This is a genomic window from Paraburkholderia sp. (assembly GCF_034668105.1).
GTDB lineage: Bacteria > Pseudomonadota > Gammaproteobacteria > Burkholderiales > Burkholderiaceae > Paraburkholderia.
In genome coordinates this window covers 1-8,033 of sequence record NZ_JAXDPY010000371.1, presented here as the reverse complement: position 1 = coordinate 8,033, position 8,033 = coordinate 1, and the positions used below count along the sequence as shown (strand labels likewise).

Below are 8,033 nucleotides of genomic sequence, written 5' to 3'. Positions count from 1 at the left end.
GCCGCTCGTCGAAGCCATCAATAGCGGCGATGTGGACGTTGGCACCGTCGGATCGACGCCTCCGATCCTCGCCCAGGCCGGCACCGCGCCAGCGGTGGTGTACGCTGCGTACTCACCGAAGATGCAGAACAGCTACGGCATCATTGTGGCGAAAAACTCACCGATCCAGACCATTCGCGATCTGCAGGGCAAGAAGATCGCCTTCGCGAAAGGCTCACAGGGTCATCTCTTCGTGCTGAGAGCGCTCGCCGATGCCGGGATCGATCCCGCCTCCACCCACTTCGTCTATCTGGCCTACAGCGACGCGCGCGCCGTATTCGAGCGTGGCGATATCGATGCGTGAGCCGTTCCCGACCCTCGCTATGCGGACACACAATTGAGTACCGGCGCGCGGACCATCGTCAAGATCGGTGACATTTCCATTCCCCAGTACGGCTTCTATATTTCCACACGGGCTTTCGCGAGTACTTACGCGGCCGCCTTGCGCGTGCTTTTTGATCAACTGGACCAGCAAACGAAATACAGCCTTGCTCATCCCGATCAGACCGTTGATCTGCTGAGCAAGAACACCTGCGTATCGCGCGCTGTATGGGAAAAAGCATTGCCGCGCCTGGAATGGGGGGCGACCTATCCGCTCGATAGCCAGGTCATCAAGGCACAACAGGATGCGGCAGACCTCGCCTTCCGCAATAAGGTGATTCCGCGCGTGCGGCAAGCCGTGGTGAATATCAGGTGAAGAGGACGGAAGGTGCGGAAGTCCTTCAGGTCGAGTAGGACACGATCCTGAGCCGGGCACGCCGGGTGTTGCGCTGACCTGGTGCGAGGCGGCAAGTGGCGCCTCGATGAAGTAGTCGTCACGGGCTAGCTCCCGCGACAATCGCGCTGGACAGCTACGTAGCCTCTCACCGCGCAGTGCGCGAAATAAAGATAGATGGATTGCTGCCCGAAGGCACAACGTTGCGATTGTCGAAGGACTTGAATAACCTGCTCGAACAGGAGCATCGCAACCTTAAAGCGCAGGTGAACGTGATGCTCAGCTTTAACGCTTCAGGGCCGCGGCAACAACCATTGCCGGCATCGAGCTGATGCATCGCATTCGCAAAGGCCCGTTCAACCTGATGAAGCTGCGCCTCAAAGAGGCCACTGCGCCCGCCGTCTGGACGGCGCTGCTTTCTGCTCGCTGAGTGGACGAGCAAATGGGTGGCTTCTCGCTCGCCTGCGCTATTTGCGCCACAACCGTCCCGTCCAGCTTCTCCATGAGAACGTCGCGGCAGCCAGCAGGACGATCAGTGAAGTTCCGCGTGAGCGGCCTTTGGTAACGGGGAGGCGGTGGCAGAATCGGACATTGCGGATCTTGCATGCACAAGCACTGAAGGGGCCGTCGTGGCAGCTTTATCATTGATACATCTCGTGGATCAAAGGTCCCTTCGAAAGATATTAGACCCGCAGATTTTAGCCAACAATACTTCGCCGTAAATCCCCGCGATGGCAAGCTTCTCGGCAGGGCCGCGAAGCCCATGCAAATCCATTTGTTTACTGCGCATCACTTGATAATTTACTTTTTCCTTAATGGACATCGCCAATGACGCACGCTAGCCCGAACACGCTTTCTGCATGGGAAACAGCGGCGCTTATCGAACGGGGGGAACTGCGTCCATCCGATTTAATGCGGGCGTGTCTGGACCGGATAGCCGAACGTGACGGCGATGTCCATGCCTTCGTGAATCTGGATCCAGACGCAGCGATGCGTCAAGCACGCATTCTCGACACGGCACCGCGCAAAGGACTCTTGCACGGACTGCCCCTCGCCGTGAAAGACCTGATGGATACTGCAGATTTCCCGACCGAATACGGATCGGATCTCTACAAGGAACATCGCCCCCGCTCTGACGCGGCTGTTGTCGCCCTCTGCCGGCGTGAGGGAGCAGTAGTGCCAGGCAAGACAGTAACAACCGAATTTGCTTATTTCCATCCAGGTCCAACGCGCAATCCGCATAATCTCGGGCATACGCCCGGTGGCTCATCAAGTGGTTCCGCGGCAGCGGTAGCGGATCTGATGGTGCCGCTTGCATTGGGCACGCAAACCGCGGGCTCCATCATCCGGCCGGCAGCATACTGCGGCATTGTCGGGTACAAACCCACTTGGGGACGGGTACCACGAGCAGGGATAAAAAGTCTCTCCGAGACACTGGATACGGTAGGTGGATTCGCCCGAACGGTGCGCGATGTCGCCCTCCTCGGTGCTGTCTTGACCGGTGACACAAGGCTGAACGGTGAATTTCAGCCCGCAAGACCACGAATTGGTCTCTGCCCAACTTCGGAATGGGCGCATGTCGGCGCCGACGTACAACGCGCGTGGGCCGAAGCGGTCCGTGTTCTGGCTCCGCAAGCAGCGCATATGTCCGACGCCGTCCTCCCCCCAGACCTGCCGGACCTTGTCGCCCTCCAAAAAACCATTATGGCGTTCGAGATGAGCCGCGCCCTGGCCTATGAACTGTCTACGGACAAAGCGCGACTCAGCGCCCCGCTGCAAGAACTGCTCGCCAATGGCACGGAAATAAGCGGCGCTACGCATGTCCAGAATCAACGGGCAACCGCTTCAGCGCAAGCGCGTGTCGCCGCTCTGTTTGACGACTTCGACGTTTTGCTTACCCCGAGCGCCGCAGGCGAAGCGCCCGCAGGAATCGACGCCACGGGAGATCCGCTTTTTTGTCGGGCATGGACTTTACTGGGGCTACCATGCGTGCACATACCGTTCGCGCTCGGGAGCCAGAACCTTCCTATCGGACTCCAATTAGTTGGCCGTTGGGGTGACGACCATAAGCTACTTGCCACCGCCGAATGGATTAGCAAACGAATTGCAAGCCCAGTGAAGAACTGATTACCGGCCCAGACAAACGCACTCAACGCATGAGCGGATCCAGACTACTATGAAACGACTCGTTACCGCGAGGACTCCGCTCGGGTTATCCCTCCGTCCGCTTCGCGCATTTGCCCGGAGCCGGCGTGACAACGCACGGCGACATTGACGAAGGTCTTCAGTCGCTCAAGTACTCAGAGCCTGCATGCGACGCGGTCGCAGTGAGCAAGTGAAAGGACAGGATGACATGACACAATCTAGTATGGGCTCAGGCCACCGGATACGGCATCTCGGCCATTCCGACATGGCTGGACGGCCGGATGGCACGCAGGTGATCGTCCATAACCAATACGCTTATGTCGGTCACGCCTTCAATGAGGGCGTAGCAATTATCGACGTTGCCGATCCGACGAAACCGACTGCCGTGGGCTTCATTGGCGCCCCACCGAACACCCGGGCCAGCCATATCCAGGTGCACGGCGACCTGTTGCTCGTCGTCAATGCAGCGAATGTATGGAAGCTGCAACAGTACGGTCAAAGAGAAGATTATTTTGGCAAACCGCTCGCGGATTCCTTTCGGCGTACCGACTTCCCATTCAGCGCCGGCGTGCGCGTCTATGATATCTCGCGACCGACTGCCCCGCGGGAGATAGCCTTCCTGCCGATTGACGGCATCGGTGCCCACCGGCTGTGGTACGTCGGCGGTCGCTACGCAACTGTTTCGGCGCACTTTGACGGCTTTACCGATACGATACTTGCCGTCCTTGATCTGGTGAATCCAGAGCGTCCAGAAATCGTCAGCCGCTGCTGGCTGCCTGGAATGAATCGCGCAGAAGGCGAGACGCCGACGTGGAGCGCAGGGCAACGATTCGCTTGCCACCACGCCATCGTGCATGCAAATCTGGCCTATGGCACCTGGCGGGACGGAGGGTTCACGATTCACGACATCGCCGACCCGGCCAGGCCCCGGTTGCTTTCCTACCGTGAAGGAAAGGGGCACACACATACTGCACTACCCATCCCCGGCCGAGGTCTTGCCTTTGTATGCGACGAAGCCACCACGACCTTTTGTGCGAATGGCCTCGCTCATATCAGGAGCTTCGACGTCTCAAGGCCGGATAACCCGATCGAGCTCGGACTGTTCCCAGTTCCATCGGAAGATAATTTCTGCAAGAAAGGCGGCGGCTTCGGACCGCATAACTTTCATGAAAACCGCCCTGATAGCTTTCAGAGCGAGACGCTGCTCTTTGCGACCTATCACAACGCCGGCGTGCGGGTGTACGACACCAGTGACGCTACTGCGCCGAAAGAAATCGCATACTTCGTGCCGCGGCCGCCTGAACGCATTGTCGATATCCGTCCGGGCGCGAGCGCCGTCACTCAGTCCACCGATGTCTATGTCGACAAAAATGGAATCATGTATGTGACGGATCCAAACGCCGGTTTGAACATCCTGCAATACGAGGGTTGACACGCGGATTGCGGTGCGCCCGTCTTGAGTGGCGCACCGACACTTCGCCGTCTTCCAGACGCGAGCGACATCTTAAAGGCTACTAACGGAGACAGCCACGGTTGAGACGATGGGCGATCCAGGAATCTTCAAATCGGGGCGCGAGTTCGCGGCATGCTCGGGTTAGAGTCCCGGCAAAGCGGTTGCGGCAGCAAGCTTGAACTACCAGGAACAAGGCAGCGTGATCTCTACTTGAGAACGCTGCTCGCTCACCGAGCCAGAAGCGTTCAACCGGCTCGATCAGGCGCGAGTCTGCGCTATTTCCCCCGATATTCCCATCGGCTGCTTGCCCCTACCATTGAACCTGCATGGCAGCAACAGTCTGCAATAAGCACACAAAGCTAGAACAACGACCGCACTGACTCGATTTACATTGCAGTCGTTGATTCGCTACGCAACGGGTGCGCAGATGCTATCAGGCTGCGGCGTCTATCACCGATTTCGGTATCGACACACCAAAATATTTGGTCCAGATAGCATTCAACGTTCCATCCTTAAGGTTCTTTCCAATCCAGGTGTTGAGCCAGGCTTTGAGCTCAGGGTCGCCTTTTCGCATTGCAATGGCGAGCCGATCGTCGCTCAACTCGAACTTGTACTCGTAATTCATCGCCGGACTAGACTGCTTGATGGTTAGCGCATCCGCGAGTGCCGCTGCGGCGACTGACTGCTGGCCAGACAGTACAGCGGTGCGCGTCGTGGCCTCGTCCAGATAACGAACGATCTGAACGTCCGGGACGTTATTGTTCTTGACCTGTGCCGTCAAATTGAGGTCAGCTGTGGAACCACGTTCAACGGCGACCGTTTTGCCCTTGAGGTCTTGTATACTCTTAAGGTTTTCTTTCCCTGGCGCGACCAGCAGCGTCGGCTGGTTCGCGTACGGGCGCGTAAGGTCGATGATTTTCTCGCGATCCGGGGTCACGGCAACGGAAGCGATCACGATATCGACCTTGTTCGTCAACAGGAACGAAATTCGATTCGGGCCTGTCAACGACACTACATTTAATTTCACGCCGAGATCACGAGCGATCAATGTCGCGATCTCGAAATCTGTTCCGATCCTCTGCGATTCCTTGTTCAACATGCCGTAGGGCGGGTGGGTAAAGTCGACGCCTACGGTGATGCTTCCCCGGTCTTTGATGTCCTTGAGGGCGTCCGCCTTTGCCGAATTCAGGTTCAATGCCAGCGACATTGTGAGGGCCAAACCCAGGACTGCTTTATGAAGCTTCATTTTCTAATCCTCGATGGATCGATGGATGACAGTGAACCGATATTAATTAAAATAGAGGATCAAGCTATAAGTCGAGCAATGAATCGAGCTGTCATGGTGCCGGGCTCTACCGATCACACGTCTTGCCGCGATCACAGACCGCTGCCAATGAACTGCTTCAGCTCAGGCGTTTGAGGATGGCTCAATATGTCTGCGCTGCCTGCCTCACAGACCACGCCGTTGCTCATAAAAATCAATTGCCTGGCGACCGATTTGGCGAAAGCCATTTCGTGCGTGACGAGGACCATGGTCATGCCGTCAGCGGCCAGTTTTTCAATCACGCGCAACACTTCGGCTGTCAACTCGGGATCAAGGGCCGAGGTCACTTCATCGAACAGCATCACCTTGGGCTCCATCGCCAGCGAGCGCGCGATCGCGACCCGCTGCTGCTGGCCGCCAGAAAGCTGTTGCGGATAAGCGTTAGCTTTGTCCGAGAGCCCGACTTGATCCAGTACGCGGGCAGCCAATTCGTCCGCATCGCTCTTTGACATGCGTTTGGCTTTGCGCGGCGCCAGAGTGATGTTTTGCAAGACCGTGAGATGCGGGAACAGGTTGTAACTCTGAAACACGATCCCGACATCCCGACGCAAACCGCGCAGGTCCATCGTCGGTTCATGCAGCGAGCGGCCGCACACGTATAACGCGCCCTGATTGACTTTCTCGAGGCCATTGATACAGCGTAGCGCGGTACTCTTGCCCGACCCGGACCGGCCGATCAAGGCCACCACATCCCCTTTTCCCACTTCAAACGAAACGCCCTTTAGCACTTCCGTTGCGCCGTATTGCTTGCGAACGCCTTCAAACCTCACCATTGATTCCACCGCAGCATCCCTCCGATTTGGGGCCGAACTCAAACTTTTCTCATCGCGCGCTCGAGTCTCAGGCTAAGTCTTGATAGCGGATAGCACATCAGGAAATAAATGGCTGCCGCCAAAGTGAAGATCACAAATGGCTCGAAGGTCGTGTTATTCACCACCCGTGCCGAATAAGTCAGTTCGGCCATGCCGATGACGACGGCATATGACGTGTTCTTGATGAGGCCGACCACGAAGCCGACGGTAGGCGGGATCGCAATTGTCACTGCCTGTGGCAAGATCACGTAGATCATGCGCTGAACATAGGTCAATGCCAGCGACTCCGCCGCTTCTGATTGCGTCAACGCCACCGAATTAATCGAGCCCTTCCACATTTCGCCAAGATAGGCCGATGCGTTGATGACCAGCGCCGACGAAGCAGCGAGAACCGTCGAGACATTCACGCCAAAGATGCTGATACCGAAATAGACCATGAACATGGTCACCGGAAGCGGAATGCCCTGGTTGAACTGCACATAGATGCCTGAGACCGACCTGACCCACCGACGTTTGGAGACCCGCGCCAGCGCAATGGGCAAGCCAACGATAAAGCCACCGACCGTCCCGATGACCGACAAGAGGAATGACCACCCGGTCCCTTCGAGGATGTAGCCGATCTGGCTCGCCGATAAGTGAAAGAACATAAGTCCTCAACGCTGATGGTTCATGACGCGGAGCCGCGGAAACAAGATCGAGGCGCCACCGAGCAGGAATAGGCGTAGCGCCGAAACGAGAACCAGGTAAATGACGGCAACGACCAGGTACGCTTCGAAGCCGCGGTAGGTGAAGGACTGAATGACATCGGCGACACCGGTCAACTCATCGGCCGAGATCTGCGACATGATCGAAGTCGCGAGCATCATCAGGATGAACTGGCTAACCAGAGCCGGATAAACCCGCTCCACAGCTTGCGGAAGCTCGACGTACCAGATCGTCTGCCGCTTTGTTAAAGCCAAGCAGGACGCCGCCTCCAATTGACCTGTCGGGATAGCTTCGAATCCGGCGCGCATTATCTCGGCGGCATAGGCGCTAACATTGATCGCGAGCGCAATCACAGCGGCGGCCAATGCCGGAATCGGTAAGTGAAGCGCTGAAAGGCCGAAGAACAACCAGAACACCTGGATCACCAACGGTGTGTTGCGGATTACTTCGATATACGCTCCGACAGACCGGACCAACCACGGGCGACCATAGATGCGCCCCAGCGCGCATAACGTTCCAACAACAAAGCCGGGGATGATCGAGAGCATCGTCATGCGCAGTGTGAGCCACATTCCGCGCAGCAAATCGGGCCAATACTGCGAAAGAAAACTGAAGTCGAAGTTGTAGGTCATAAAAACACCGAGGCGAGGCCACGTCCCACGCCAGGCGCATTCGGATTAGTGCGCGTCATTGGCGGTTTCCATTTCGAAAGAGCACACTATCAAGGTATACAAAAAAAATAGTTATACAGAGTTCGTGGCCGCTGCCGAGGATTTCACTTCACTGCGCGACTTCGTAGAGACTGCTGATTCCGGATGCGTCGAACCAAGTATGGCCGGG

At 57.0% G+C, this 8,033-nt stretch carries 9 protein-coding genes and 1 pseudogene; 6 read left to right on the top strand and 4 right to left on the bottom strand.

Annotation, left to right across the window (positions count from 1 at the left end; genetic code table 11):
* From QOC89_RS16630 to QOC89_RS16605, 6 genes and pseudogenes are all read left to right on the top strand, one after another.
* Positions 1-343, top strand: a 343-nt coding sequence (locus QOC89_RS16630) for a PhnD/SsuA/transferrin family substrate-binding protein (protein WP_323046011.1), incomplete at its 5' end; no start/stop codon positions are given.
* Between the two features lie 33 nt (positions 344-376).
* Positions 377-736 (top strand): hypothetical protein, encoded by a 360-nt coding sequence (locus QOC89_RS16625; RefSeq protein WP_323046010.1) that lies wholly within the window; start codon positions 377-379, stop codon positions 734-736.
* Positions 737-912: 176 nt separating this feature from the next.
* Entirely contained in the window at positions 913-1,086 is a 174-nt protein-coding gene (locus QOC89_RS16620; protein WP_323046009.1) for a hypothetical protein, read from the top strand.
* Positions 1,087-1,582: 496 nt separating this feature from the next.
* Complete coding sequence (locus tag QOC89_RS16615) at positions 1,583-2,881, top strand: amidase (RefSeq protein ID WP_323046008.1); 1,299 nt, start codon at positions 1,583-1,585, stop codon at positions 2,879-2,881.
* A gap of 226 nt (positions 2,882-3,107) precedes the next feature.
* Entirely contained in the window at positions 3,108-4,331 is a 1,224-nt protein-coding gene (locus tag QOC89_RS16610; RefSeq protein WP_323046007.1) for a hypothetical protein, read from the top strand.
* 79 nt (positions 4,332-4,410) lie between these two features.
* A pseudogene (locus QOC89_RS16605) lies at positions 4,411-4,598 on the top strand (transposase); the annotation flags it as partial.
* 187 nt (positions 4,599-4,785) lie between these two features.
* Here the strand turns inward: QOC89_RS16605 and QOC89_RS16600 are convergent.
* The 4 genes from QOC89_RS16600 to QOC89_RS16585 all read right to left on the bottom strand — a co-directional run bounded on the left by QOC89_RS16600 (position 4,786) and on the right by QOC89_RS16585 (position 7,825).
* A complete protein-coding gene (locus QOC89_RS16600) occupies positions 4,786-5,598 on the bottom strand; it encodes a transporter substrate-binding domain-containing protein (protein WP_323046006.1) in 813 nt (270 codons plus the stop codon).
* 131 nt (positions 5,599-5,729) lie between these two features.
* Positions 5,730-6,458 (bottom strand): amino acid ABC transporter ATP-binding protein, encoded by a 729-nt coding sequence (locus QOC89_RS16595; protein ID WP_323046005.1) that lies wholly within the window; start codon positions 6,456-6,458, stop codon positions 5,730-5,732.
* 29 nt (positions 6,459-6,487) lie between these two features.
* On the bottom strand, positions 6,488-7,135 hold the full coding sequence (locus tag QOC89_RS16590; RefSeq protein ID WP_323046004.1) for an amino acid ABC transporter permease: 648 nt from the start codon (positions 7,133-7,135) through the stop codon (positions 6,488-6,490).
* 6 nt (positions 7,136-7,141) lie between these two features.
* Entirely contained in the window at positions 7,142-7,825 is a 684-nt protein-coding gene (locus QOC89_RS16585) for an amino acid ABC transporter permease (protein ID WP_323046003.1), read from the bottom strand.
* Between the last annotated feature and the right edge of the window lie 208 nt (positions 7,826-8,033).